Here is a 25699-nt window from a genome sequence, read left to right on the forward strand (position 1 = left end):
GCGCTTTCTTTTATAGCCCGCGGATTCCCCCGAATCGCAAAATGATGCATGCCGCGGGGACCGCCCCCTACAATGCGGCGGTTGCCTGGAGCCCTAGATGAGCACGACCCACTACAGCGTCGCCCAACTTGCCGAACGCTTCGCCCTGGAATTTCGCGGTGACGGCGCGCGCATCATCGATGGCGTCGGCACGCTAGCCGGTGCGGGGCCAAGCCAGCTCAGCTTTCTGTCCAACAGCAAATACACCGCTCAACTGGCCACCACGCGCGCAGGTGTCGTGGTACTCAGTCAAGAGGCGACCGAGGGCTGCCCCTCGGCAGTACTGATCGCGCGCGATCCCTATGTGGCCTACGCCCACATCGCGGCATTGTTCGAGCGCCTTCCCGCTGCAGCGCCAGGCATACACCCTACGGCCGTGGTAGCACCCGGCGCACGTGTCAGCGCATCGGCGAGCATCGGCCCGTGTTGCGTTGTTGACGAGGGTGCCGTAGTCGACGACGGCGTGGTGCTCGGCCCTCATTGCATCATCGGCCCGGAGTGCACGGTCGGCGCACAATCGCGGCTGGTCGCCCGTGTGACCTTGGTAACACGCGTGACATTGGGCAAGCGCGTATTGGTGCATCCCGGCGCGGTCATCGGCTCGGATGGCTTTGGCCTCGCGTTTGATCGCGATCATTGGGTGAAGCTGCCGCAACTGGGCGGTGTACGCATCGGCGACGACTGTGAGATCGGCGCCAACACCACCATCGACCGCGGCACGCTGGACGACACCGTGCTGGAAGAAGATGTGCGCCTGGACAATCAGATCCAGATCGCCCACAACGTTTACATCGGCGCACATACCGCCATGGCAGGCTGCGCGGCCGTAGCCGGCAGCGCAAAAATCGGCCGTTATTGCATGATCGGCGGCAATGCCGGCGTGCTTGGCCATCTCGAATTGGCCGACCGGGTTACCATAACGGCCAAGAGTCTGGTGACGCATTCGATTCGGGAGGCTGGCGAGTATTCCTCCGGAGTGCCGCTGCAGGAAAACCGACAGTGGCGCCGTAATGCTGCGCGCTTCAAGCACCTGGACGAATACGCGCGCCGATTGTCGGCGCTGGAAAAGGATAAGAACGATGACTGACAACACCACCCCGATCACGCTACCCGTAGGCGTGGAGCAGATTCAGCAGTTGCTGCCGCACCGCTATCCGTTCCTGCTGGTGGATCGCGTCATCGAGATCGTGCCGGATCAAAGCGTGGTGACGCTGAAAAACGTCACCATCAACGAACCGTTTTTCAACGGCCATTTCCCCGGCCATCCCGTGATGCCCGGCGTGCTGATCGTGGAGGCCATGGCGCAATCCGCCGGCCTGCTCACGCAGATCAGCGCGCGCTTGAAAGGCAACCCGGCCAGCCCGCTGTTCTACCTCGCCAAGGTCGACAATGCGCGCTTCAACGCACCCGTGGTGCCGGGCGATCAGCTGCGCATGGAAGTGAAGCTCAAGCGCCTGCTGCGCAGCATGGGCCTGTTCGAGGCACGCACGCTGGTGGATGGCCGCGAAGTGGCGAGCTGCGAATTGATGTGCGCAGCGAGGTCGGAGAAATGATCCACCCCACCGCGCAAATCGATCCATCTGCTGTCATTGGCAAGGACGTCAGCATCGGTGCCTTCACCGTCATTGGCGCCGATGTCGACATCGGCGACAACACGGTGATTGGGCCGCACGTGGTGATCCAAGGCCCCACCAAGATCGGCCGCGACAATCGCATTGCGCAATTCGCCTCGATCGGTGGCGATCCGCAAGATATGAAATACGGCGGCGAACGCACACAGCTGGTGATTGGCGACCGCAACCTGATCCGCGAATTCGTCACCATCAACCGCGGCACGGGCGAAGGCGGCGGTGTCACCCGCGTCGGCAACGACAACTGGCTGCTCGCCTACGTGCACATCGCGCACGATTGCAACGTTGGCAACCACACCATCTTCTCCAACTACTCGGCATTGGCCGGCCACGTGGAAGTGGGTGATTGGACGGTTTTCGCCGGTTATTCCGGTGCGCACCAATTCTGCAAAGTCGGTGCTCACGCTTTTATCGCCATGGGCTGCCTGCTCGGCGCTGACGTACCGCCGTTCCTGATGATGGCCAACGACCAAGCTGGTCGTCCACGCGGGCTCAACACCACCGGCCTCAAGCGCCGCGGCTTCGAGCCAGAACGCATCACCGCGATCAAACGCGCCTACCGCACGCTCTACACCTCCGGCCTGTCGCTGGCCGAGGCGCGCGAGCAGCTCGCCGCGCAGGCACAGGAAAGCGAAGACGTGCGGGCGATGTTGGAATTTCTGGAACGCAGCGAGCGTGGGTTGGCGCGCTGACCGCCATGTGCCGCACAGACCATGTCCGCTGAGGCCGAAGCTCCGCTGATTGCGCTGATTGCCGGCGAAGACTCCGGCGATCAGCTCGGCGCGGATCTCATCGCTGCACTACGCCGGCACTACCCTCAAGCACGCTTCGTCGGCATCGGCGGTCGCCGCATGCAGGAGCATGGCTTCGAATCGTGGTACGACATCCGCGAACTGTCGCTGTTCGGTTTTGCAGAAGTAATCAGCCATCTGCCGCGGCTCTTGAAGCTGCGCAAAGCGCTGATTGCACGTTTGCTCGCAGCCAAGCCAGCCATCGTTGTCGGCATTGATGCACCCGACTTCAATCTCGGTCTCGAACGGCGACTGAAACAGGCGGGGTTGCGCACCGTCCATTACGTAAGCCCCTCGATCTGGGCCTGGCGCGAAAAGCGCGCCGACAAGATCGGCCAGAGCGTGCATCGCGTACTGTGTCTGTTCCCGATGGAACCGCCGATCTATGCACGCCACGGTATCGACGCGCGTTTCGTCGGCCATCCGCTGGCTGATCGTTTTCCGCTGGTATCCGATCGCGTGCCGGCTCGCCGCACTCTGCAGTTGCCGCTCGACGTGCCGGTGCTGGCGTTGCTGCCTGGCAGCCGCCATTCCGAACTGGAACGCATGGGTGCGATCTTCCTGGAAGCTGGGCGACGCGTCGCTGCCGCCGTACCCGGTTTGCGCGTGGTGATTCCCGCCGCGAATTCGCGCGCACTCGCCACGCTCAAGGCCATGCTTGCGCATGGGCCGCATGATGATGCTTCACCCATTCTGCTTGACGGTCACGCGCACGAAGCCATGCTCGCCGCCGACGTCGTGCTGCTCGCGTCAGGCACGGCAACGCTGGAAACCATGCTCGCCAAGCGACCGATGGTGGTGGGCTATCGCGTGTCGCCCTTGAGCTATCGCATCGCGCGCCTGTTCAACATGCTCAAGACCGATGTGTACGCCCTGCCCAACATCCTTGCTCGCGCTTGCGGCATGGGCAAAGACGCCTTGCTCGCGCCCGAACTGATGCAGGACGACTTCACGGCAGAAAAGCTGACGCATGCCACGCTGCAATTGTTCCGTGACAGCGAACGGCGCGGCGCCATCGTCGCAGCGTTCGAGCAACTGCATGAAGCCCTGCGTGGCCATCTGCCCGGCCATGCCGGCGACCACGCAGCCGCGTCGATCGTTGAATTGATCGACGACACGGCTACGATAAAACGCTGAGACTTGGATCGCTCGAGATGGAACTTGTCGAAGCCGCAAACGAAACAGTCATCCAGCAAGCACTCGTCGCAGGCGTGGACGAAGCCGGCCGCGGCCCGCTGGCTGGGCCCGTGGTTGTCGCTGCTGTCATCCTCAACAAGCGCCGCCGCATCAAGGGCCTGGACGATTCCAAGAAACTCAGCGAGGCAAAACGCGAAGCGCTCTTCCCGCTGATCGTGGAGCGCGCGCTGGCGTATAGCGTGATCGTGGTCGAGCGAGAAGAAATCGATCGTATCAACATCTTCCAAGCCACCATGGTGGGCATGACGCGCGCATTGCGCGGCCTGACCCCGGCCGCCACCGAAGCGCTGATCGACGGCAACCAATTGCCCAAGGACCTGCCCTGCCCAGCGCGCGCCATCATCGGCGGCGACGCACTGGAGCCGTCGATCAGTGCAGCATCGATCCTGGCCAAGGTCAGCCGGGATCGCTTGATGGTGGCGATGGATGCGCACTACCCCGGTTATGGCTTCGCCGAGCACAAGGGCTATTCCACGCCCGGCCATCTCGCCGCACTGCAGCGGCTAGGCCCTTGCACTGAACATCGACGCAGCTTTGCACCGGTCAAGCTGTTGCTGGATCAAGGACAATTGTTCTAAGCGGGAAGCAAGAATCGTAAGGGCGCGATACCGATTCAAGCCACCTGTCAATGCTTGCCCGCACCCGGCAGGCTCGCTAGGCTGAGCCATTGCTTCGCGTGCGAGCCATGTCCGTCCGTTTCGCTCATCTGCATCTGCACAGCGAATATTCGCTGGTCGACTCGACCATCCGCATCAAAGCGCTGGTGGCTGCTTCCGTGCAGGCCGGTGCGCCTGCTGTCGCACTCACCGATGAGTGCAACATGTTCGCGCTGGTGAAGTTCTACAAGGCATGCAGCGCGGCGGGCATCAAGCCGATCGGCGGATGCGACCTGTGGATCAGTTCCCCGGACGATCCCCGCCCCTGGCGCATGACTGTGCTGTGCCAGAACCGCGACGGCTATCTCAACCTCTCCCGCCTGGTTTCCCGCGCTTGGCGCGAAGGCCAGCAAGGTGGCCGTGCGCTGGTTGACGCAGCGTGGCTCACGCCAACTGCGACAGATGGCCTGATCGCTTTGCTGGGGCGCGAAAGCGAAGCGGCCCGCATCGCCGTCAACCAGGGTACGGATACGGCCGCGCCACGCTTGCAAACACTGACGCAACTGTTTCCCGATCGCCTGTACCTGGAACTCACCCGTTGCGGCCGCGAAGGCGAGGAAACGTGGAACAACGCCGCGTTAACCCTGGCCACCGGACTCGATCTGCCAGTGGTCGCCAGCAACGACGTACGCTTCGTAAAACAGGACGACTTCGAGGCGCACGAAGCGCGCGTCTGCATTCACCAAGGCCGCGTGCTGGCCGATCCAAAGCGCCCGCGCGACTACAGCGACCAGCAATATCTAAAAACGCCGGAGCAGATGGCCGAGTTGTTCGCGGACATCCCCGAAGCACTGGAAAACACGATCGAGCTGGCCAAGCGTTGCAACCTGGAACTCTCGTTCGGCACCTATTACCTGCCGAACTTCCCGGTGCCAGAGGGCCACGATCTCGACAGCTACATCCGCGAAACCGCACGCGAAGGGTTGAAGGAACGCCTCGCCCAAGCACCTTTGGCAGATGGCTACACACTTGCCGATTACGAAGCGCGCCTGGAGCGCGAGCTGGACGTGATCAACAAGATGGGCTTCCCCGGCTACTTCCTGATCGTGGCGGACTTCATCAACTGGGGGAAGCAGAACGGCATCCCGGTCGGTCCTGGCCGCGGTTCGGGCGCCGGCTCGCTGGTAGCGTGGGTGCTGAAGATCACCGACCTCGATCCGCTGCAGTTCAACCTGCTGTTCGAGCGATTCTTGAATCCCGAACGCGTATCGATGCCGGACTTCGACATCGACTTCTGCATGGATCGCCGCGACGAGGTGATCGACTACGTCGCGCGCAAATACGGCCGCGACCACGTCAGCCAGATCATCACCTACGGCTCGATGGCCGCGAAGGCGGTGCTGCGCGACTCCGGCCGCGTGCTCGGCATGGGCTACAACGCGGTCGACAAGATCGCCAAGCTGATTCCTGCACGCCCACTTGATCTCACTCTCTCCTGCGCACTCGGCCGCTCGGAGAAAGCGCAGAAAGAACCCGACCGCGTGGTGAAGGAGTTCTGCGATCTGTACGAGCAGGACGAAGAAGCCAAGACACTGATCGACCTGGCGCTGAAACTGGAAAGCCTCACGCGCAACGCCGGCAAGCACGCCGGTGGCGTGGTGATCGGCCCGAAACCGCTTACCGAATTCGCACCGCTGTACTGTGAACCGGGCGGCACCGGCGTGGTGACGCAGTACGACAAGGACGACGTCGAAGCCGTCGGCTTGGTGAAGTTCGACTTCCTTGGCCTGCGCACGCTCACCATCATCGATTGGGCGGTGAAGGCGATCAACGCGCGCCGTGCGCAAAGCGGCGAAGAGCCGCTGGACATTGCCGCCCTGCCGCTCGATGACGTACCGACCTACGAGCTGTTGAAACGCGCGCAGACTGTCGCGGTATTCCAGCTCGAATCCTCCGGCATGCAACGCATGCTCAAGGATGCAAAGCCCGACCGCTTCGAAGACATCATCGCGCTGGTGGCGTTGTATCGCCCGGGTCCGATGGACCTGATTCCCAGCTTCGTCGCACGCAAGCACGGCCGCGAGGACGTGATCTATCCCGATCCACGCGTCGAGCCGATCCTGAAAGAGACCTACGGCATCATGGTCTACCAGGAACAGGTGATGCAGATGGCGCAGATCGTCGGCGGCTACTCGCTGGGCGGCGCCGACCTGCTGCGCCGCGCGATGGGCAAGAAGAAAGTCGAGGAAATGGCGAAGGAGCGCGCCAAGTTCCGCGAAGGCGCGGCCAAGGACGGGCTGAGTGGCGAGAAAGCCGATGCCATCTTCGACGACATGGAAAAGTTCGCCGGCTACGGCTTCAACAAGTCACATGCTGCCGCCTATGCCGTGGTGTCGTACCAGACGGCGTGGCTGAAGGCGCACTACCCCGCCGAATTCATGGCCGCGACCATCTCGTCGGACATGGACAATACCGACAAGGTGGTGATCTTCCTCGACGAATCGCGTGCGATCGGCTTGAAGGTCCTGCCGCCGGACGTCAACGCTTCGGAATTCATGTTCGAAGCGGTGGAACCCGACGAGCCTTCTTCGTCCGGACGCCAAGGCGTTCGGACGATCCGCTACGGCCTCGGCGCGATCAAAGGCGTGGGCCAAGGCGCTTGCGAAGCCATCGCCGAGGAACGCAAGAAAGGCGGCGCGTACAAGGATCTGGCGGACTTCTGCCGCCGCGTCGATCCCACCAAGCTCAATCGCCGCGTACTGGAAGCCCTGATTCTCTCCGGTTCACTGGACGCCCTGGCACCTACCCGCGCCAGCCTGATGGTGCAACTGCCGGATGCCATCAAGGCAGCAGAACAGCATCTGCGTGATCGCCAGTCCGGCCAGAACGACATGTTCGGCGCAATGATGGGCGCCGTCGCGCCAGTGGTACAGATCAACCTGCCCACCGCGCCCGAATGGCCGCTGGAGCAAAAACTGCAAGGTGAGCGCGACACGCTCGGGCATTACCTCTCCGGCCATCCCACCGACCCCTGGCGCGAAGAACTGGCCCAGCTCTCCACCTGCCCGCTCGGTGAGATCGTCGACCGCTACCAGCCGCCGCGCCCACGCAAGAACGACGGCGACGACAACCGTTTCCGTCGTGGTCCCGATACGCCCTGGACCGTCGCCGGCATGGTGGTAGCCGTGCGCAAGCGCGGCGATAGCGATGCTTTCGTGCGCCTGGAAGACAGCACCGGCAGCATCGAAGTGAGCTTCTTCGGCGAGCTGTACCAGCAAGTCGCCCCCCTACTGACCCGCGACGAGCTGATCGTGGTCGAAGGTGGTCTGCGCATCGACGAATTCTCCGGCGGCGGCTTCCAGGTGCGTGCCCGCAGCGCCATGTCCATGGCCGATGCCTGCCGCCGCTACGCGCGCTTGCTGCGCGTCAAGGTCAACGGCATCGGCCCCGATTTCATCAACCAGTTCCGCCAAGCCCTCGCCGGCCATCGCGGTGGCAATGCGAGCGTACTGCTCAGCGGCTACCACAACGCCATTGCGCAGGCGGACTTCGAGTTCGGGCAGGAGTGGAAGGTGCACGCCATCCCCGAGTTGCTGCGCGCCATACGTGGGATGCCCGGTGTACTGGGGGCAGGCGTGCGCATCATTAGGGCCGAATAGGCATGCAAGGCTGTACTGACAATGTCAGTACAAAATGTTAGGATAGCCTCTGCCACAGGAGGTTACGATCATGGCTGTGCGTCACGCCACGCGCGAAACTCTGAACATTCGCATCAAACCCGAGGAGCGGAGCCTGATCGACCGTGCTGCCAAGGTGCGCGGTAAAAATCGCACGGATTTCGTGCTGGAAGCGGCCCGTGCAGCGGCAGAAGAAGCGTTGCTGGATCAAGCCATTATTGCGGCCTCCCCAGAGGCTTATGCCGCTTTCCTTGCCCGCCTTGACCAGCAACCTCAGCCCAACGAGCGCCTGCGCAAAACACTGCAAACGCCGGCACCTTGGGACAAGGCATGACGATTGCGGCCCCTGAGCCCCTTACGTCCCATCACGAACTGGCAACCTTCGACTCGGGCGTGGAAAGTCTGGATCGATGGCTCAAGACGCGCGCCCTGAAGAATCAGGCCAGCGGCGCCTCCCGCACTTTCGTCGCGTGCCAGGAGCGTCGCGTATATGCGTATTACGCATTGGCTTCCAGTGCCGTCACCGTGAACGCAGCCACGAGCCGCCTCCGCCGCAATATGCCAGACCCGGTTCCTGTCGTCGTGCTTGGCCGACTGGCCGTAGACCGCTCGTTGCAAGGCCGAGGCATCGGCCGCGCCTTGGTGCGTGACGCTTGCTTACGCATGCTGCAAGCTGCGGATGCGATCGGCATACGTGGCATGCTGGTACACGCGCTTTCTGACGACGCCAAAATCTTTTACGAGCATATCGGCTTCGAATCCCCACCACTGGACCCAATGATGTTGATGGTGACACTGGCTGATCTGAAAGCCGGCCTCTGAAGAATCGGCGCATCCAAGCCCCGTTGGTCACCCCATACGCCCCCGTTCCCGCCCCGTCACGCACCCCGGGTATACTGCCCCGCTTCTGTGCCACGTAAGTGACCGAATGAACCCGAATTTCCTCGATTTCGAACAACCGATTGCTGAGCTGGAGGCCAAGATCGAGGAGCTGCGGCATGCCAGCTCCGGCCAGGCGTTCAACATCGACGAGGAAGTCGCCCGGCTGCGCGAGAAGCTCAAGCTGAAGACGGCGGATATCTTCCGCACCCTCACGCCCTGGCAGGTCACGCAGCTGTCGCGCCACCCCGCTCGCCCTTACACGCTCGATTACATCGGCGTGATGTGCGAGGAATTCCATGAGCTGGCAGGCGATCGTGCCTATGCCGATGATGCAGCCATCGTAGGCGGAATCGGGCGCATCAACGGCCGCCCGGTGGTGATCATTGGTCATCAGAAGGCACGCGACACCAAGGGCAAGATCCGCCGCAATTTCGGCATGCCTCGCCCCGAGGGTTACCGCAAGGCATTGCGCCTGATGAAGATGGCGGAGCGATTCAAGATTCCGCTGCTGACCTTGATCGATACGGCCGGTGCCTATCCCGGCGTCGGCGCCGAAGAGCGCGGCCAGAGCGAAGCCATCGCGCGCAACCTGCTGGAGATGGCCGAGCTGAAGGTGCCGATCATCTGCACCATTATCGGCGAAGGTGGCTCAGGCGGTGCGCTGGCGATCGGCGTGGGTGACCGCACGGTCATGCTGCAATACTCCACCTACTCCGTCATCACGCCGGAAGGTTGTGCATCGATTCTATGGAAGAGCGCCGAGCGCGCCAAAGATGCCGCCGAGGCGCTGGGCATGACCGCGCCCCGCCTGCTGGAACTCGGCCTGATCGACAAGATGGTGCGTGAACCGCTGGGCGGTGCTCATCGCAATCCGCATTCCATGGCGGTGCGCCTGAAAGCAGTGCTGCTCAACGAGCTGGACAAACTCGAAAGCATTCCGACACCGGAATTGCTCGAGCAGCGTTACCGCCGCCTGCGCAGTTACGGCGCGTATAGCGAGTAAGTGACTGTGCCATGGCAGGTGTGCAGGGCATCGATCACGTCAATCTCAGCGCACCCGCCGAGCTGCTGGAGCGGGTGCGCCAGTTCTACGTAGACATCATCGGCCTGCACGAAGGACCGCGTCCCACGTTCCGCTCCGGTTCGCGCGGCTACTGGCTTTATGCCGGCGCCGAACCAGTCATGCATCTCACCTCACGCGGTGGCGGCGAGGCGGCTGCGCAAGCCACGGGATGGCTGGATCATATTGCCTTTGCCTGCGCAGGCCTTCCTGCCATGCGGGCCAAGCTTGATGCAGCCGGCGTTCCCTATCGCATCGATGTCGTGGACATGCCGCCGCAGGTGCAACTGTTTCTCACTGATCCGGCCGGCGTCGGGGTGGAATTGAATTTCCGCGGCTAGGAATGACTGGCAGCCTTTCGTTTTTTGCTGAAGAATCGCGTTGGGGTTCCATCAAAGCGATTCGTCCATGCAGGCTCATGCTCTTTTGCGCCGCGCCATCGTGGCAGCGGCAATCATCTTTGCGGCCCAGGTTTCGGCACAGGCCGTACCATTGCGAGCGAATACCGCCGAAGCACACACCGCCAAAGCTTTTGAAACCGCACGCCAGCAAGGTCCGCTGGCCCTGCATGCATTTCTAGCCGAAATGCCTAAAGGCGGCGACCTGCATAACCATCTCAGCGGCGCGGTGTATGCCGAATCATGGATCGCCGACGCCGCCACCGATGGGCTATGCGTGGACATCTCCACATCAAGCCTGATCGACAAACACGATGCCAGCGCTCCGAACTGCGGAACCGGCCGCCGCCCTGCTGCCGATGCACTGAGCGACCAGCACTTCTACGACACGCTGGTAGACGCCTTCTCCATGCGCAGCTTCGTGCCTGCCAACGGCCACTCCGGCCACGACCAGTTCTTCGATAGCTTCCGTCGCTTCGATGCGGTGACACCGCAGTTGCATATGGGCGACTGGCTCAACGAAGTCAGCACACGCGCTGCCGCACAGAACGAGCAATACCTAGAACTGATGGTGACGCCCCCCTTTGCGCATGCCAGGGAACTCGCCCGCACCTTGGGCTGGCACGACGACTTCGATGTCATGCGCAAGCAATTGCTCGCGCATGGCCTGAAAGACGAAATCGCTACGGACGAGCAACTGCTTACGCAAGCGCTGGCCGAACGTAAACGCCAGCAACACTGTGACAGCGCCCAGGCCGATGCTGCTTGCACCATGCAGATCCGTTTCCTCTACCAGGTACTGCGTGGCGCGCCACCCGAGCGCGTGTTTGCGCAAACCCTGCTTGGCTTCGAGCTGGCGTCTGTCGATCCGCGTTGGGTCGGCATCAACTTCGTCATGCCCGAAGACGGCTACTTGTCGATGCGCGACTACACGCTGCAGATGCGCATGCTCGACTACCTCCATCGCCTGTATCCGACGGTGCATATCAGCCTGCATGCCGGCGAACTGGCGCCTGGCCTGGTGCCGCCGGATGGCCTGCGCTTCCATATCCGCCAGGCGGTGGAAATCGGTCACGCCGAACGCATTGGCCACGGTGTCGACGTGATGTACGAAGATCGCCCCGAACAACTGCTGGAAGAAATGGCCAAACGCCACGTGATGGTGGAGATCAACCTCACCAGCAACGACGTGATCCTCGGCGTACGCGGCGCCGACCATCCCTTGCCGATCTACCTCAAGCATGGCGTGCCGGTGGCGCTGTCCACCGACGACGAAGGCGTTTCGCGCATCGATCTCACCCACGAATACGTGCGCGCCGCCGAAGACTTCAGCCTGGACTATCCCACGCTGAAACAGATGGCGCGCAACAGCCTTACCTACAGTTTCCTCCCTGGCGAAAGCCTGTGGACGTCCAAAGGCTGCCAAGGGCAGCCGCTCGGCAGTGACCACCCCAACGCCATTTGCCGGCAATTGCTCAGCGATAGCGAGAAAGCCGCTGCGCAATGGGAACTGGAGCGACGCCTGAGCGCCTTTGAGAGGGCGCACTGAACTCGCAGGTTGGGGGGCAAACCCCAACATCGCGATCTGCAACGGCATGGCAATGTTGGGGTTTGCGCCCCAACCTACCCTGAGCTGTGATGAAAGAGACGGCTAAGGAAAAACGGCACGCCACACCGTGCGCTCACCGTAACAGCGCGAAACGATAACCCGCTCCTTCTCCAGCAACGCCAGAGCCCGCTCGATCAACTCTCGGGAGGGTGTCACCCCTTGGGGCCGCAGCCACCATTGCTCGATACCCTCCACGGTATCGGCGCACTCCGGATGGTCGGCCAGAAAGGCCGCAATCGCGTCGGCAACGGCACGCTCGGAATAACCGGTCACAAAACGCCCCGCCTCAAGGACCAGTTGAATCTTGCTCTCGTTCGGCCTGATTGGCGAGATGATACTTATGTACCAGTTTGCTGAATGCGCTACGGTCCTGTCCGGCCATGCGTGCAGCGCGGGAAATATTACCCTGCGCCCGGTCCAGCATCGTCTGTACAAAACGGCGTTCGAACTCCGCGATCGTTTTCGCCTTGGCCTGCTTGAACCCCCCGCCTTGCGTGACAACCGCATCCTGCGCCAGCTTTCGGTCACAAGGCAGGAAGGCGTTCAATACCTCATCGTCGCACAGCAGGTATTCGCGCTGGATGAAATGCTCCAACTCCCGCACATTGCCCGGCCAGGTGTAGCGCTCAAGCCCTGCCAATAGATCTGGATGAAAGCATTTCCTTGGCGTGTCGCCGTGATATTGCTGATTGAGCCGCTCCAGAAACACCCTGGCCAGCTCGACCACGTCTCGGCCACGTTCGCGCAAAGGCGGCATGACCAACGGCATCACCATCAATCGATAGAGCAGATCGCGCCGAAAGTGCCGTGTTTCGACCAATTGTTCCAGGTTCGCATTGCTGGCCGCGATCAGACGCACGTTGGTTCGCCGCGTCTGCGTACCGCCCACACGGCGGTACGTGCCATCCTGCAAAAAACGCAACAGCGCAGCCTGCGCTTTCAGTGACAAGGTATCCACCTCATCCAGGAACAAAGTGCCGCCTTCGGCCTCGCTGATCAATCCGGGCGCCGACTGCCGCGCATCGGTAAATGCGCCACGCTCGTGACCAAACAATTCGCTCTCCACCAGTGACTCAGCCAACGCGCCACAGTTCACAGGGATAAAAGGACGATTAGCACGACCACTCAGGTAATGCACTGCGCGCGCGCCAAGCTCCTTGCCGGTACCAGTCTCGCCGCCAATCAGCACGGTGACGTCGAATCTCGCAATACGACGGATCTGCGCTCGCACATGAGCGAACTGCGGTGAAGAACCAAGCAGGTTTAACTCCAATGCATCGCCCATGAGCACCTCCAACTGTGAAGGGCAAAGCCGAAGCAACGGAGACACACGCACTTGCCATGCGCAAACATGGCGCTGACATGACAACTGATGTGCACTACCCCCGTTCCTAGGAGAGGGAATGTAGTCCCGTTTCCATGCCCATCGCAATATCCCTGCGAAGTATTACTCTAAGCAAAGATTTATATCGCGCAACATCACGCTAAATAGACATCCATTGTGATAATGGGCCGCGTCGCATGCTCAAACGATTGGGTTATTTGCTGCTGATTGCACTGGCCTTTGCGGTCGGCACGCAGGCACCCGCGGATTGGCGTCAATTCATTGGCATGCAAGCCACGCAGATTCAACGCTTGTCCAGTGTAACGTGGTCGAAATATGCATCGAAATATGTGCGTACACCTGCGAGCCAAGACAGCCTGGTTGTTGCCACGCAAGTAGCATCGCCCAAGATCCCCGAAGGACAACCCATCTACGCGCTACAACTAGGCGAATTCATTGATGACATCCAGGCGTCGGTTGCCATGCAGCGCTACGCTGCTGCAGCACGCACTCTGGATCTGCCCATGACTACGCTGGCCGTGATCGACTCCAACAAGGATCCATGGACCGTGCTGGCGATCGGTCAATTTCCCAGCCAAGATGCCGCCGAACAGGCCGCAGCACGCGTGCAGGCAGCAGTGGGCCTGGAAAGCACGCCGGTCATCAAACTACCCGCCAAACCCGCGTCGTAGGAACAGGCCGCGCTTTGCACGCTCAGGATCACGCCAACCCGCTTCGCCGTAATCATCGACGAAACACACCAAAACTTGCGCCATGCCGATGCTGCAAAAATAAACCCAGCTTGTTGCATCAAAGCGATTGCGCGTGATGAACCAAAGCGCATCGCCCCGTGCCAGACCCCAGCTGCTGACACGGTGTATCCATAAATCGGCTTGGCCGCGATCGTTGACCAGGGCCACGCGGATATCCGCCTCGCCCATGGTCTGTGTTTGATAGATGCGCGCCATGCAATGCTCCGAAAAAGATCGGCCGATGCAGCCTATCACTGGCCGGCGTATGATCCCGTCACCGCCAGCTATTCGCGCCATGTCTTATCGGATATGAAAACGCCAAAGCAACCCAGCGGACGTTCCCCCTACGAGCGCGTTTCAGTACTCAAGCTATCAGGCTCCAGCCGTCCCGTGCTCGGGCTATCGCGACCCGAACGAGATGAACGCCGCGCACGCGCCGTGCTGCGTTGGGGACACCCAAAGAACCCGGCGCAACCCAAGCCGCCCGCCACTATCGACACACCTCTGCCACCACGCCTGCAGACCCTGCTGTCATATAGCGTTGATCAAACCCTGCGGCAGCAGCTCAACAGCGGCCTTGGCCCTATGCCGGCTTCGCGCAAGCAGTCGATGGAAATCATTCAAGCAACAGTGGATATTGATGCATCAGGGTGTATATGCATCAAGATAATAAGTATTAACGAAGACGAATAAGCCTCGCAAAATAGTCTTTCTGATTAACGCCGCCTACTTCGCGTAAGCGAGTCGATCACGGGACGTCATAAGCATCACACACTCAAGTAAGTACGACTCCTACCGGAACTCGGCTTCGCTATTTGTTCGTCTTTTTAAAATCACTTACGACCTTTCTTTTATTAGAAAAACTAGAAAGATGTTCACGCAAAATTGGTTTGGACATCTTCACTACCCCGCTCTTCTTTCGGTAGAGAAACTGCACTGAGTCGGCTGGAAAATCCCCCCTTTCAGCCGCAAATTCTGCAAGCGCACTCCTGCTTGTTTTGTAATCGTGCCCTCCGCTGATCAAATCAAACACAAGACGCTGCTCAGTACCTTCCGGCATCTGCTGCCGGCGCTTGGCGATCTCGTGCTTGATGTCATCGTAGTAGGTGGTCGAAACCGTCCCTTGGATAGTCTTTTCCAGATATGCAACCGGCGCCATACGGGGAACCTTGAGATCAAACGCGATCAACTTTCCATCGTCGCGCCGCTGGGCCACCCAGTCCGGGAACGTTCCACCCTGCCATTCCACAGGGGAGTCTCTTTCTTTCTTCAGAGGCTGCTGTTCAACGACCTTGCCATCAATATTTCGCTTCAGCAGTCGTCCCTTATACAGAGGTTCAAGCGCGACACCCCGGGACTGGTAACCGTGCATGTTGGTCCGAATCAAGGCCGGACTGAACGATGTTCCATCATCAGGATCACGCTCGCGTTGAAGAAACGCCAAGTTTTCCCTGTTCGCATGCCCCTGGCTCTGCGCGTTGGCACTGAGTTTGCGAGTGTCCAACTCGCTGAGCGCCTTGATGGAAAACCGTGACGCATCGCGGGTACGTCTTTCCACGCTACCGGGTTTATGTGTGCGCTTGTTCTCATCGCCGTATATCTCATGCTCGTCGTTTTCCCTGTAAAACAACCCGGTACCGAAGCGCGGTTGCTTGGCGAACCACGACAGCGGCCGGGAGAAACGATGCGTGCTAGCGATGCTGCTGTCGGGATCGCTCAAGCGCTTCGACTTGTTGAGCCGTTCCCATGCGACCCTATCCAGGTCTGCTCCCGAATGCGGCGCCGATGTCGATGCCGAGGAGGTAGTGGCTATGTGCTGCGGTACGGCATAGGAAGACGGCGTGACGAGGTCCAATGGAATCGAAGCTGCGGTAAAAGATGCCGAGCGGCTCCGGGAGCTTGCTCCCTGGTCCTGCAGCGGCAAAAAGAGTGTGTGTGACGGAAGCGGATGAGGTTCATCTTGATGCTGCAACGATGAAAACGCCTGAAAATGCTGTGCCGTCGACGATCGTCCGAGGGAAAGTGAGCGCTCGTCAGATGGCGAGGACGAAAAATCAGGAGCATGGACGCTCTGCAACGAACTGGACGGAGGCCGGTGCTGTTGGGAAAAGGACAGCGGCCCATGCGGCGATGGGTGAGACGCTGGACCGGGTAGATCCGAAAGCGCATCGGAGGCGTGCTCACGCTTCAGCGACTTTCGTTCGTCGGCCAAAGATGGCGGCGACTCGACCACCGGGTTTGTTGAAATAAGGGGAGGATACCGGCTTGTACTTGTCATGGAAGAGGAAGCCGTTCCTCTCGTAAAACTTAGCCTTGCCGGCTGGCGCGGGCGATGCGCAAGCGAATCGTCGACATCCTCGATCGGATCGTCCACAAGCTCGCCGCGCACCACGTGCTGAGAGTGATTGCCTCTGCGCTGACGAGTTGTAGCCGGCTCCCAGACATCTTCGATCGGATCCTCCGCAAGCTCACGACTTGCACCGGATGACAGTCGATTTTGGCGCTTTCGCGAATTATTGAAACTTGCCATGGGCCATGATTCCTGAAACTGGTCTTGTAAGGTCCAACATGGACTGACACGACATGAGACTGACAATCAAGATCAACACCGCCGGGGGAACCCAAAAAAAGCCCGGGATTAGAGCGCAGCAGCCTCAAGGGCAACGTGTACTTTTCCCAAGAAAATCAACATAACTTTATCCTGGCGCACAGATCCTCGACGATCGATGGTCCAGAAAAACATCACTCGATGGACGCTTACTTCGACCCTGGTTTGCATTTATGCCACGCCAACTATTTGTATCGGGTGTGCGGATTACTGCGAAGATCACGATAAATTTGATTAACCCTTCCACGCAGTCCGTGCAATGCGCCTGCACCCACGACCGTACCAGCACTGGGATGCGTCAAGTACGCTTTTCCTTGGGGAGCATGCGCATCAAAAGTGGCTTCAAAATGATGATAGCCTTCGATCGGCCTACGCGTTCCGCCGAGCTGCCTCCTCAGATCGCGGAACTCCTGTCGGGTCATACCTTTTGTAAATTGGCTTCGAAAGCTGCGCTGGGCAGCTTTTGTCGAGAAAAACGCATGCGACGTATGTTTTTTAATTTTCTGGATCAGAGGTCCCTTTTTATGGACCTGCCGCAACCTTCCAGAACCGTGTGAGGTTCTGAAATACAAAGTGGGCGAGCCGCGCTTAGGGTCCAAGGTTGCGAAGCGCAGATTATCAGCGGTGTACACGCGATCCGGATGGTGTGGCATTGCAGCTCTCCTCATTCGCCTGGTTCGATGATGGAATCCAACCGCTCGTGCGGCAGGACCTGATACCGTCTGCATTGAATGTGCACGGTAACTTAGGCAGTAACTCAAAATGAAAATTTACGCGGCATAAGTCATCAACGCCTTTACAACGCCTTGAACTTGGCGGCCCAACCTCCTGGAACAGGTCCTAGGCCATGCTTGGCGAACTTGCGCTGTACATATTTATTGATACTTTTCAGGTCAGACTTTCCTTTCGCCTCGGCTCGCTTCGCTGCCATCACGGCAGCACTCATACGAGAATCCGCGATCTGCTTGAGCAGTGCAGGTTTTCCTTTCTTGCGCATCTTTTCGGTGGTATCCAGCTGCGGGAACTTGTCCGTCAAATGCGCACCAACGCTCTTCATGTTCAAATTTTTACCTTGATTCTTAGCCTTCCATTTGAGCGCAAGCGCTTCAGCCACAATGCCTGTTCCAGCGTCGTATTTGGGCAAGCCCATCGACTCCTTGCCAAGTGCAGTGAAACTTTCGTTCACCCGCAGCAATGTGGCCGTGAGTTGTGCATGGAAGGTATAGCTCTTGTGATGCTGCCAGCGTCCCTTTCCGGGTTTCGGGCGCGGCGCATTCCTTCCACCGGTTACCAGTGCCTTATTGGCCCGGCTGAGGTCGGAATCGCTGCTCAACGCCGGGAATAGCTCTGTGTACTTGGTACTCATTACCTCGGAAGGTTTGGCGACGATCTGCTGCCAATAGGTGTCCTGTTTGGGCGCAATCTGTGTATTGAAGCCCTCGTAAACACCAAAGTTGCTTCCGCCCGGTTGCACCAGGAACGGTTGCGATTCCTGTGAAGCCTGCCGAGCCGCCTCCAGGGTCAGCACACGCTTTGGCTTGATGGGATGAAAGGCACCACTTAAGTCCGGCTCGATGGCACTGGCTTTGCGCTTCTTGCTGGTTGACATGATTTATCCCTCGTGCAACACGTAGAAAACCGGGTCCAGGATCACTTTTCATTGGAAGATCAACACGACTTTGAGAAAGATCCAGCGACAGTCGTTAGCCCAAGAAAATCCGCATTGATCGTCAAACGTGCGATCCGACCCTAATTTCGAATCGCATCTTTATTCAGGTTTAGGAAATTCAGCACGTCATCGCAGGATGATGTTGGTGCCCACTCCTCGCACGGCAGCTCAGCGAGCGCGATGGGTGATTTATTGGCGACAAGCAAAGCTTTCAGACCTTCACGCCATATGTCCCAAGATCTCGAACAGGACGTCTCATCTCGTACAAAGAAGAGCAAATCATCATCGGGCGACATCGCCCGCAGAGGCAGCGGTCTAAACCCCAGTGCACGCAAAGCGTCCATCGAACGATGGTTGGCTTGATAGACAGAGGTGAATAGCCGCCGCAATCCAAGCCGCTCCGCCTGCCGACTTAGAAGACGCCCGGCGCGCCTGCCGAAGCCTTCACCCTGATGCGCGCCACCGATCCAGAAATAGAAATAGCCGTCCTCGCCGTGGATTTGTACGCTGACCACCCCGATCAATCCTGTCTCGATGTGCATCAATGCGTAGGTGGCGCGTCCAGCCTCCTGCGACTGCTCCACAATCCACTCACGTGCCGCCTCGGGTGTCTCCATGTCTGGCAATCGCGTCAGCTCACCGATTTGCGGATCGCGGTATTGCTCGTACAGCTCTTGCGCATGGCTTTCGTCCAGCGGCACCAAGCAAAGCTCGACGTCACATGCGCTTTCGGTGTGATACCAGCCGAGCGAATCCCAGCGCGCCATCCGCCACTGCAAATCACTACGCAATACATCGGCGTTCGGATCGTCGAGACCCTCCAGACATGACAGCGCGAGATCGAGTCGGCCACCCCGGGCGTAACACCGTGCCACGCAGACCCAGTTTCGTTCATGCTCGAATATGGTTCTGGCAATATCCAACCGCCCAAGCTGGACGGCAAATACAGCCATGTTGTGTCGGAGGTCGGCCTCATCATCACCATGCGGGCAGACCCGCCAGGCATATTCGATGGCATCACCCCAATAGCTGCGTTCTGCATCGGTAAATTCAGGAGGATGTTCCTGCCAGGCGGCTAGCGTCGCATACAGCACGCGCGGATCGTGATAGCTGCTGCGTAGCAAAGCGAGATGCAGCGAAGCAGGGCTTGCTGGCGTCAAGGCGCAGGCCAGTGTTTCCAGTTGCATGGCATCGTCAGGCTGAAAAAGCCGTAGATGATCGACGACTTTCAAGTGGTCATCGTGCGCGACTCGAATAGCGTCGTGGCGCCAAATCGCCTGCACGACCATGCCATCCTCGTGTGGTTGTCCATGCCAGCACCATGCGCCTTGCCTAGCCTGATCGTAAGCGATGGCATGAAAATTCACGGGAATAGGTTGTGCTTCATACGACCATGTGGATGGTGGCGACATGGCGCCGAAGCGCAGTTGCTTTTCGTCGATGACCCCTTGATCCACGGCGAGCCAAAGGAAACGGCCGCGGGTCAGCTCTGCGATGTGTTGCAGTGCACGAAGACCGATATCTGGGATCAGCACACAGCTATTGCTTAGCGTGCGTAGATAGCGTTGCCGTAACAGGGCTGGGCAATGGGGATCGTCGTCGGTAATGGCTTGCCAGTCGTATTCGAGTTCGCAGCCGCTCTCATCTTCCACAGTGACATGCATGCAGCCTTCCAGCCATTGGCCGTCGTGCACCGCACGCAGTTGCCCCGGAAAGGCTTGCAGGTAGTTCAACGCAAGGACGATGACGGGGTTGGCGGTTTCATGCCAGCGATAAGCGTGATGGTTACTCGGACGCGGGACGTGATCGTCCAGGGGAGACCACGAGATGGTGTCGAAGTGTTCGTCGTCGACTTGAAGCTCACTGCTGCCTGGTGCGATGCAGGCGAGATAACGAATTGTCCATGGCCGCATGGAGGCACTCGAAGCTGGCCTGTCATCATTCGCGTCGAACGGCCCCTCATCCCGCTCCTCTCCCTGGACAGGAGCGCGAGTTAGGAAGCTGGCCAGATGATGGCGCAGCGCACGTAGAAGCAGACGTGCGAGATGACCGCCATCGGGCGCAAGGTCGATGACATAAAGCGGCTGAGATGGGTCGAGTTGACCCACGGCATAAGCAGCCCGCCAACTCGTGATGATGGCTTGCGCCCAGGCGTCCGCGAGGCCGGGGCTCGCATATCTGTCCGCGCAACATATCGGCGCTCGCGTACTGGCGGCGAAACTGGCAAAGGATTCCGACGTGACACGATCGATGGCAACGAACTCGGATGCGGCCAAAGCTTGTTGGCTAGCTAGATCTTGCATGAAAGCACCTCCTTATACCGTTTACGTTTTTGCGTGTGACGGTGCATGCCCTACGCCCTATACGTCGTTTGCTGTGCCAGACGATGAATCCCCAAACAGATCCGCCACGCTGATCTGCCCGTTGTTCTTCGCATACAACTCTTTGTACAGTTCTGCCGCATCCATGCCGCCCCACGCTACCGCGCGGCGCAACAGATACGGCACAGGACTATGCGGTTCGATGCGTGCAAGAAATTCGGCGATGTCGGCCAGTACGCGATAGGCACGATCGCGATCGTTTAAATCGTTTTCGACGTCGGACGCTTCCGCATCATCGTCATCGGCCTGTCCGGCGATCGGCGGCCTGGGCAATGACGCCTCACGCCTGCTCAGTTCCGCACGTATAGGCGCGTGCACGCTGGTCAACAGTGCGTCGAGCTTGCTCAGCGTGGGGGCTTCCTGCGCAAGCTGCCGGCGCAAGCATTGCTCGAAAGCTTCGATGGCACGATGTGCCGCCATCAATTCGGCATGGCGTTCGCGCAATTCGCTCGAGCGCGCCGATGCCAGCAACTTGTGCAGATCGTCCAGCGTGGCGGCTTCTTCCGCTTCGGGCGGCAGTTCGCCGTTGGCGGCGCTCAGTCGTTCGTAGTGATGGGCCAGCTCCCAATCCGACCAGCTGGCGGATTGCTCGTCCTCGCCGACCAGGGGTACCAGCGACAGCGTGCGTAGCAGTTTTTCATTGACCCAACGCACGATGTTGATGCGCGCGTCGAAATCACCATGATCGCCTTGCGGATGCAGACCATCCCAGCAGGTTTCGCACAGGCCTTGCATCAGTGCGATGCATGGCGCAATGGCGGCATAGCCGCGCTGCTGAATTTCCGCCTCCAGCAGCCACGAAGCCAATTGCAGATCTTTCGCGCTACCGGCCAGGATGTCGCCGATCAACCTCGAGACTTTGGGCCAGTTGGCACGTTTCAGTTCGACGGCCCATGAGCCCATCGGCAGACTGGCGTCGTCGCCTCTCCGCGCTTGTTCCACCATGCGATACATCATGCTGCCGCGCACCGGCAGGCCCGCAGGGGCAACGGCGTCGATGGGGGCGAGCAAGCGCGCCAGCGATGTGCCCAGATGTGCTTCGAAATAGCCGTTGTCGTCGAAGACCATGGCGGTCTCCGGCGGCGCGGTATCGTTTTGCATGACGGCCGGCTTGTTCATGCGTCACTGCTCCGTGGGCGCCAAGCGTGGAAAATCCGGCACGGTCAGGGCCACCATTGCCTTGCTGGCGGGATCGCGCGCAGACGCTTTCAACGTCAGATAGAACTGCGCCTTGCCGGTACCAGACGGCGCGCCGGCACCTGCGGGTTGCTGCACAGGCACTTGGAACTGCAACAGCTGCTGTGCGGGATCGAGTGCGTTCGTACTCGCACTGGATTTATGCAGATCACACAAACGCAACAGCGCCCATGCGCCACTGACCTGGAACTCGCTGTGATAGCCGCTTACATGCAGATCGGATTGATTGGCATCGGGCAATGGCTTGTAGCGCGACAGATCCGCCCATTGCAGATCCAGCGCGACCGGATCACCAACATTCCAGTTCACCGTGGTGGCAGTACCCGGCCAGCTGGCGCTGCTGTTGCCTGCTTGCAAGGTCCAGTGAATCATTTGGTTGCTATAAGGCGAATCAGCCGGCAAGGCACGGAAGCCTACGTCCAGCGATATCGGCGCACTTTGTGGTGCAGCAAGCAGGTTGCCGGCGAAGAAAGCCTGCACTGCATCCAGCTGATTGATGAAGCTTCTAATGCGCGACGCCTCCGCGCTCTTGGTGCTGGCGAGCCAGTTCTCCAGGGTGGGTTTTTCATTGGCGTAGTAGACAAAAAAAGCTTTCACTACCGCCGGGGATACATCCAGCGCATCGGGTGGACCAAACGGATAGCGTCCAGCCAGCTGGCTGTTGAACAAGGTGGAGATGCGCACGAAGTGCAGCGCGGCGTCGCTGTCGCTATTGCCCATGCATGCCATCTGCGCCGTGCGCAGCGTCGCCATGCGGCGCTCGGAAAACAGATCATTGCCCGCTTGCGCGGGCACGTAAGCATTCAAGGCACTGGCGCAATTGTCGTAACTCATCGCCCCCAACTGCTTCAGGAAGAAGTCGTTGATCTGCGCTACCTGCCCCGCCGGATCGGCGAACTGCAACTGACGGTTGAGTTCAGCGATCGTGTTGGCCCAATACACGCCGGACTGCGAGTTGCTGCGGCGACTGTCGTCGACACCATCCGAATTCTTCAGCAAGGTCACGAATGGCGCCGCGTAGCCTGCCAACACTTGCGCACGCGACAGCTGCCGGTTGAGATATGACTGCAAGACCGGCGCGCTACCCAGGTCGAACACCGGCGTGCCGCCGTCTTGCTGAGTCAGTATCGACGGATCGTACAGATGGCTTGATGCTGCCAGCCCCGAAATATCCAGCAGCATGTCGGCAGCGTAGTTACGCCCACACTGGTCCATCTCGCCGGCCAAATCATTCATGCCAAGCTGGCGCATGCGCCGCAGAGATTCCAGGTAAGGCCCAATCGCTTGCGCAAAGTTGGCGCTTTCGGTGGCGAGCATCTGCTCCAGTGGCGATGTCGCGTCCAGGCCAGTATCAAGACTGACATCCATGTGCGTGCGCTGATTGCGTGCCAGGCTGTCGGCCAATGCCAGCTTCAACTGGCTGCGCGCCAACCGGTCAAATAGTGGCCGATTATCCGCGGAAGTATTCAAGGGGCTGATATTGCGTTCGGCCGCGAACACCAGGTACTGGCGCATTTGCGTGGACAGCTCGCCAAAGGTGTCGCTGCGCCAGCCACTGGCACCGCCGTTGCAGTGATACGGCTGCGGCGAAGACAACTGCATATAGCCCAGATTGACCAGCGCCGTGAGTCCGCTGGCTTCTGCGGACAACCCGGGATCGATGCCCTCCAACTGCTGCGTGTCTGAATTCACCACGAACAGGGCTCCATAGGGTGGCAGCGATGCGCTGCGCAAGATATTCACCGCAGGCAGGTAGCACTCTTGCGTGCTGAAGCGATCCAGACCGGCGCGCAGGCTGGGATCGTAATGATGCGTATTGATCAGTACATCCAGCTCCGACTTCAAGGTGCGCGCGACGAATGAGCAGGGGTTCAAGGTGGGCGTGGAGGTCAGCCACGAGCCGCGTATCCAATCCATCCATGCATTGAACCGGTGCAGCTGCGGAAGTATCGGTGGCTTGTCTTCCTGTAACGCAGCCAATAGCGGAATGCCAGCCTTCAGCCGTTGCAGCAGCAGTTGCCGTGACTGCAGGGCCAACATGTTCAATTCGCGGATCACCCGCGCACGACGCTCCGCCGTCATCCGCGGCGGATCAGGGTAGCTGGCTTTCACCAAAGCATCAGCAAGGATGTTATTGCTGGTAAGCAGAGGCGAAGGCAAAGGCTTGCCGTAGATGTAGTCGGCCAGCTCGCTGAAATCCTCCAGCATGCGCTGGCGGTCGAGCTCCGAACCCGTGCGTGACACATATGCGAAGCGATCCAGCTGGTCTTCCAGATTGACCAGATCAGCCAGCAATTGCCTTACCTGGTTCAGCAACCGCAGGTCCGCCGTGGCCGGCGCCTCATCATCACTGCCGGTCTGCAACGTCACCGACGACAACGCATCGATCTGCTTTTCCAGGCTACATGCCATCGATGGCAGGATCACCTTCCGCAGCGCCTGCGCAGCAACTACATCGCGAATGCCCTGGTTGACCCTGCGATCCACCCATGACAGTGGAATCGCCAGATAGCGCGTGCGCGTGTCCAGCGAGGCTACCTCTTCCATCAACGGATAGACATCGTCCTTGCTCAGGCAGCCAAGCTGCGCCAGGCGCCTGCTGCTCACCGACACGTCGACGATAGTGTCATGCAAGACCTGGGCTTGTGCATTCACCCGCGCCGCGGTCCAGGGCAAGGCAATCGCCAGTACGGCAGCAGTCCCGATCAGGCCCAGTTGCAAACGGCGGATCAGCTGGTTGCGCAACAACAACCCTTTTTGCGTGCGCTGTGCGAGTCGCTGCTCGGCAAACACTTTCTGCGCCATCAGTTGTTCGACGAAGGCGACATCCTTGCGCGCTGCCGGCACCTGACTCTCGGTGGCGTGAAGGCCGACGACGCCGGTGAAATAGATACCGCGGCAAAACGCGCGCGTTTCATAGGCGTCCGTGCGAAACAGCTCGCCCAGAAAAGTATTCAGTGGCGGTAACAGTCCGCGCATATACAGCGGGAACAGAAAGAAATTGTCCGCATCGTCGATGGTGTCGCGCTGCGTGGCTGCCTCCAGCACTAAGGCACGGAACCCATCGATGAGCCGGTCGAACGCCTTGCCCACCCATTCGGCGGGGGTGCCGTTGTCATCGATGGTGGGGCTGGACCAGCCCACGATCTCGCGATAACGCGACTCCGGCTGCGCCCGCCAGAACGCATCGAAACCCTGCACGGCATCGCAATGGCTGACCACCACATACACCGGCAACGCGAACGCATAGGCATCCTGTAATTCGCACAGACGTGCAAAGGCGTGCTGCCCCATCGCTTTCCACTGCGCCTGACCGGCGGCAAGCAGCCGCGCAACGGAGATCACCCAGACCACGCCATCCAGGGCGCGGTCGGGACGCAGGCTGTCGATATCGGCCAGCAGGTTGGGCCAGCGCGCATCGCTGGCCGCGCCGGGTTCGCCGATCGTGCCTTGTGGATCGATCAGGATGCCGCGTTGAAGAAAATGGCATGTCGCATCGGGCAAGACGGCACGCAACCAATCTTCTTGCTTGGTATTGCGCTGCAGGCGTGCGTGCTGCAGGGATTCAGGAATCGATGCGGCGAGACTGCTTTTGCCATCGCCGGGAAAGCCCATCAGCAATAGCCAAGAGCTTTGGTAGCGCCAGTCGCGGCGGGCGATCAGATAACGCCAGCCACGGTCGATCAGGCGCCAGGCGTTATGGATGATGGTGCGCAGCCGCTGCCAGAAGTCACTCACGTCCTTGGCGGTGGGACGCGGGAGCCGTTTGATGCCGTCGCGGAGCAGCTTGAGGCTGCGCTGGGGCAGCACCGGCACCAGGACAATGGTAGCGAGCAACAGCAATGTCAGCGCAAGAATGATCATGGCGCTAGGTGGCGTGCCGGCAGA

The 25699-nt window shown here is 59.9% G+C and carries 21 protein-coding genes; 12 read left to right on the forward strand and 9 right to left on the reverse strand.

What is annotated here, in order from left to right; translation table 11 throughout:
- The first annotated feature begins 97 nt into the window (after positions 1-97).
- From lpxD to IEX75_RS03170, 11 genes are all read left to right on the forward strand, one after another.
- Entirely contained in the window at positions 98-1126 is a 1029-nt protein-coding gene (gene lpxD, locus IEX75_RS03120) for a UDP-3-O-(3-hydroxymyristoyl)glucosamine N-acyltransferase (protein ID WP_188792790.1), read from the forward strand.
- Complete coding sequence (fabZ, locus tag IEX75_RS03125) at positions 1119-1592, forward strand: 3-hydroxyacyl-ACP dehydratase FabZ (protein WP_188792791.1); 474 nt, start codon at positions 1119-1121, stop codon at positions 1590-1592. Before lpxD ends, fabZ begins: the two co-directional genes overlap by 8 nt.
- The gene (lpxA, locus tag IEX75_RS03130; protein ID WP_188792792.1) at positions 1589-2362 is read left to right on the forward strand and encodes an acyl-ACP--UDP-N-acetylglucosamine O-acyltransferase; all 774 of its coding nucleotides are present in this window, start codon (positions 1589-1591) and stop codon (positions 2360-2362) included. Before fabZ ends, lpxA begins: the two co-directional genes overlap by 4 nt.
- A 21-nt stretch (positions 2363-2383) precedes the next feature.
- A complete protein-coding gene (lpxB, locus tag IEX75_RS03135; protein WP_188792793.1) occupies positions 2384-3598 on the forward strand; it encodes a lipid-A-disaccharide synthase in 1215 nt (404 codons plus the stop codon).
- A 17-nt stretch (positions 3599-3615) separates the two neighbouring features.
- Positions 3616-4236 carry a ribonuclease HII gene (gene rnhB, locus IEX75_RS03140; protein WP_188792794.1) on the forward strand — a complete coding sequence of 207 codons (621 nt, stop codon included), beginning with the start codon at positions 3616-3618 and terminating at the stop codon, positions 4234-4236.
- A 107-nt stretch (positions 4237-4343) separates the two neighbouring features.
- Complete coding sequence (gene dnaE, locus IEX75_RS03145; protein ID WP_188792795.1) at positions 4344-7913, forward strand: DNA polymerase III subunit alpha; 3570 nt, start codon at positions 4344-4346, stop codon at positions 7911-7913.
- Positions 7914-7983: 70 nt separating this feature from the next.
- On the forward strand, positions 7984-8265 hold the full coding sequence (locus IEX75_RS03150) for a type II toxin-antitoxin system TacA family antitoxin (protein ID WP_188792796.1): 282 nt from the start codon (positions 7984-7986) through the stop codon (positions 8263-8265).
- Complete coding sequence (locus tag IEX75_RS03155; RefSeq protein WP_188792797.1) at positions 8262-8753, forward strand: GNAT family N-acetyltransferase; 492 nt, start codon at positions 8262-8264, stop codon at positions 8751-8753. Before IEX75_RS03150 ends, IEX75_RS03155 begins: the two co-directional genes overlap by 4 nt.
- Before the next feature lie 106 nt (positions 8754-8859).
- Positions 8860-9816 (forward strand): acetyl-CoA carboxylase carboxyl transferase subunit alpha, encoded by a 957-nt coding sequence (gene accA / locus IEX75_RS03160; protein ID WP_188792798.1) that lies wholly within the window; start codon positions 8860-8862, stop codon positions 9814-9816.
- An 11-nt stretch (positions 9817-9827) separates the two neighbouring features.
- Positions 9828-10214 (forward strand): VOC family protein, encoded by a 387-nt coding sequence (locus IEX75_RS03165; protein ID WP_188792799.1) that lies wholly within the window; start codon positions 9828-9830, stop codon positions 10212-10214.
- A gap of 67 nt (positions 10215-10281) precedes the next feature.
- Positions 10282-11820 (forward strand): adenosine deaminase family protein, encoded by a 1539-nt coding sequence (locus IEX75_RS03170; protein WP_188792800.1) that lies wholly within the window; start codon positions 10282-10284, stop codon positions 11818-11820.
- Positions 11821-11922: 102 nt separating this feature from the next.
- Here IEX75_RS03170 and IEX75_RS03175 read toward each other — a convergent pair whose 3' ends face one another.
- Together IEX75_RS03175 and IEX75_RS03180 are read right to left on the reverse strand one after the other, a co-directional pair.
- Positions 11923-12153, reverse strand: coding sequence for a hypothetical protein (locus IEX75_RS03175; protein ID WP_188792801.1), 231 nt, complete (start codon positions 12151-12153; stop codon positions 11923-11925).
- A 13-nt stretch (positions 12154-12166) separates the two neighbouring features.
- A complete protein-coding gene (locus tag IEX75_RS03180) occupies positions 12167-13165 on the reverse strand; it encodes a sigma-54 interaction domain-containing protein (protein ID WP_188792802.1) in 999 nt (332 codons plus the stop codon).
- A gap of 236 nt (positions 13166-13401) precedes the next feature.
- On the opposite strand from IEX75_RS03180, the gene IEX75_RS03185 reads away from it, so the two are divergent.
- Positions 13402-13896 (forward strand): SPOR domain-containing protein, encoded by a 495-nt coding sequence (locus IEX75_RS03185; RefSeq protein ID WP_188792803.1) that lies wholly within the window; start codon positions 13402-13404, stop codon positions 13894-13896.
- Here the strand turns inward: IEX75_RS03185 and IEX75_RS03190 are convergent.
- From IEX75_RS03190 to IEX75_RS03225, 7 genes are all read right to left on the reverse strand, one after another.
- Positions 13873-14172 (reverse strand): 7(1) septoil knot domain-containing protein, encoded by a 300-nt coding sequence (locus IEX75_RS03190; protein ID WP_188792804.1) that lies wholly within the window; start codon positions 14170-14172, stop codon positions 13873-13875. The genes IEX75_RS03185 and IEX75_RS03190 overlap by 24 nt on opposite strands.
- Positions 14173-14767: 595 nt before the next feature.
- Complete coding sequence (locus IEX75_RS03200) at positions 14768-16486, reverse strand: hypothetical protein (RefSeq protein WP_188792806.1); 1719 nt, start codon at positions 16484-16486, stop codon at positions 14768-14770.
- A 263-nt stretch (positions 16487-16749) separates the two neighbouring features.
- Positions 16750-17217, reverse strand: coding sequence for a hypothetical protein (locus tag IEX75_RS03205; RefSeq protein WP_188792807.1), 468 nt, complete (start codon positions 17215-17217; stop codon positions 16750-16752).
- A 143-nt stretch (positions 17218-17360) separates the two neighbouring features.
- The gene (locus IEX75_RS03210; protein ID WP_188792808.1) at positions 17361-18173 is read right to left on the reverse strand and encodes a hypothetical protein; all 813 of its coding nucleotides are present in this window, start codon (positions 18171-18173) and stop codon (positions 17361-17363) included.
- 140 nt (positions 18174-18313) lie between these two features.
- Positions 18314-20536, reverse strand: coding sequence for a GNAT family N-acetyltransferase (locus IEX75_RS03215; RefSeq protein WP_188792809.1), 2223 nt, complete (start codon positions 20534-20536; stop codon positions 18314-18316).
- A 57-nt stretch (positions 20537-20593) separates the two neighbouring features.
- Positions 20594-21733, reverse strand: coding sequence for a type VI secretion system protein TssA (gene tssA, locus IEX75_RS03220; RefSeq protein ID WP_188792810.1), 1140 nt, complete (start codon positions 21731-21733; stop codon positions 20594-20596).
- Positions 21734-21736: 3 nt separating this feature from the next.
- Positions 21737-25675: a type VI secretion system protein gene (locus tag IEX75_RS03225; protein WP_188792811.1), complete on the reverse strand. Its 3939-nt coding sequence runs from the start codon at positions 25673-25675 to the stop codon at positions 21737-21739.
- Positions 25676-25699: the final 24 nt, after the last annotated feature.

Source organism: Dyella nitratireducens (genome assembly GCF_014642835.1).
In the GTDB taxonomy this organism is placed as follows: Bacteria; Pseudomonadota; Gammaproteobacteria; order Xanthomonadales; family Rhodanobacteraceae; genus Dyella_B; species Dyella_B nitratireducens.